The 2,280-nt window shown below is 44.5% G+C and carries 2 protein-coding genes; both read left to right on the plus strand.

What is annotated here, in order from left to right; translation table 11 throughout:
• The first annotated feature begins 98 nt into the window (after positions 1-98).
• A complete protein-coding gene (locus tag NJ959_RS28775) occupies positions 99-860 on the plus strand; it encodes a response regulator transcription factor (protein WP_254015185.1) in 762 nt (253 codons plus the stop codon).
• A gap of 82 nt (positions 861-942) precedes the next feature.
• Entirely contained in the window at positions 943-2,256 is a 1,314-nt protein-coding gene (locus NJ959_RS28780) for a sensor histidine kinase (protein ID WP_254015186.1), read from the plus strand.
• Positions 2,257-2,280: the final 24 nt, after the last annotated feature.

Consider the following 2,280-nt stretch of genomic DNA (forward strand, 5'->3'; position numbering starts at 1 on the left):
GGTTTGGAAGCCTACACCATACCTGTACTCAGGTTGGTGTAGGAGATGTCACTTAACCCACAAAATTGCTGGCCGTCAAACACTCAATTACTTAATTTATGCTGTCTCTCGATTTACCGCAGAGCCATTCCAGTCCGGAACTGAGTTCAACTAACCGCATTCTGGTAGTGGAAGACGAAGAGTTAATCAGGCAAATGCTGGTCTTGTCTCTAGAAGAGGAAGGCTATGAAGTGGTTACAGCTCCAGATGGGCGTACAGCATTAGGGCTTCTTCAAGAGGCAGAAGCGAATGACAAGCGATTCCCATTCAACTTGCTCATTCTCGATTTAATGCTACCTCAGCTCAATGGCTTGGATCTGTGTCGTTTGTTACGCTATCAGGGAAACCTAGTCCCAATCCTGATCCTCAGCGCCAAAGCTAGTGAAACTGACCGAGTTTTGGGATTGGAAGTTGGTGCAGATGATTACCTCACCAAACCCTTTAGTATGCGGGAATTAATTGCCCGCTGCCGCGCCCTACTCCGTCGTCAACGCTTTAGCACCTTACCACAGACCCCAGTATTACAGGTATTACAATTACGGGATATCAATCTCTATCCGCAGGAATGCCGTGTTACAGTTAGAGGCGAAGAAGTCAATCTCTCTCCCAAAGAATTTAAACTTCTAGAGTTGTTCATGGGTTATCCCCGCCGAGTTTGGTCTCGCGAACAGTTAATCGATCAAGTATGGGGAGCAGATTTTCTGGGCGACACGAAAACCGTAGATGTCCATATTCGCTGGTTGCGGGAAAAATTAGAAAAAGATCCCAGTCAACCAGAATATCTGATTACAGTCCGTGGCTTTGGCTACAGATTTGGCTGATGTTAGCGGCTATTAGTTGTTGGTTGTTAGTTATTGCTCCTTGACAAAAAACAAACAACAAATAACTAATAACAAATAACAAATGACCCTTCTGGCATTTATACTGGGTTTGGCTCTAGGTGGCGGATTTGGTTTTTGGCAAAACCGCCGACTCCAAAGACAGCAACAGCAAATATTAGATCTGTTGCCGAAGGATACTACCAGTACATCATTTCCGATCATGTCTCGCTTGCGGCAGGCAATCGCTATTTCCGATCGAGAGCGTAGAGTGCTACAAGAGAAATTGGAGCGGCTAGAACAACTCCTGGAAGTTGCGCCAGTAGGGTATTTGCAGGTGGATGAAGAAAACCATTTGCTCTGGTGCAACCAACAAGCACGACAATACTTACAAATTGAACTAGGGCAACCTGGACAGATAAGGTTATTGTTAGAATTGGTACGCTCTTATGAATTGGATCAGTTAATTGAACGAACCCGCAGCCAACAAAAATCAGAGACTGAGGAATGGATATTTCATCCCACTTGTATTGATGGTGCCGCAATGAGTGAAGTGCAATCTATTACTTTGCGAGGGGTTAGCTGGCCTTTATTTCAAGGAGAAGTAGGAGTTTTCTTAGAAAATCGGCAATCTATTGTCGAACTTTCTCAATCTCACAATCAATGGTTTAGCGACTTAGCCCACGAAATAAGAACTCCCCTAACCTCAATTCGCTTAGTAGCAGAAACTTTGCAAAATCGTCTCAAACCCCCTGAAAGTCGCTGGGTTGAGCAACTCCTTGCCGAAACTACTCGACTAATTGACTTAGTGCAAAATTGGCTAGAGTTAAGCCATCTCGCCAAAAATCCCAGCCAAAGTCTCACCTATCAATTGGTAGAATTGCGATCGCTAATTCAATCTGCATGGCAAAGCTTAGAACCTCTAGCCCAACAAAAGCAACTCCATCTCGCGGATCAATGTCCTGATTCTATCTGGATTAGAGCCGATGAATCTCGCCTCACCCAAGTATTTCTCAATTTATTCGATAACAGTATTAAATACAGTCCCCCTCAAGCTACAATTAGAGTAGAAGTGACTCCTCTTCCAGGAACAAATAATAATAGCGATGAATTAAAGAATCTTTCCTCAATCCAAATCGATATCATTGACTCTGGCACTGGCTTCTCTCCATCCGACTTACCTCACATATTTGAGCGACTCTATCGGGGAGATCCCTCCCGATACCGACAATCTCCCCTCTCTGACAGCTCATCACTGCCAGGAAGAAGCAGCGGTAGCGGTTTAGGACTTTCTATTGTCAAAGAAATTATCCAAGCTCATCAAGGAATTGTCAAAGCCAGAAATCATCCAGAAACCGGAGGTGCTTGGTTGCAAATTCAACTCCCTCAGATTAATTAGGGAGTAGGGAGTGGGGAGTGGGGA

Origin of the sequence: Limnofasciculus baicalensis BBK-W-15 (genome assembly GCF_024178385.1) — a bacterium.
GTDB lineage: Bacteria > Cyanobacteriota > Cyanobacteriia > Cyanobacteriales > Coleofasciculaceae > Limnofasciculus > Limnofasciculus baicalensis.

Bases quoted from the DNA above. Each gene is read 5' to 3' on its own strand.
- NJ959_RS28780 (WP_254015186.1), top strand. From the start codon at position 943: ATGACCCTTCTGGCATTTATACTGGGTTTGGCTCTAGGTGGCGGATTT.
- NJ959_RS28775 (WP_254015185.1), top strand. From the start codon at position 99: ATGCTGTCTCTCGATTTACCGCAGAGCCATTCCAGTCCGGAACTGAGT.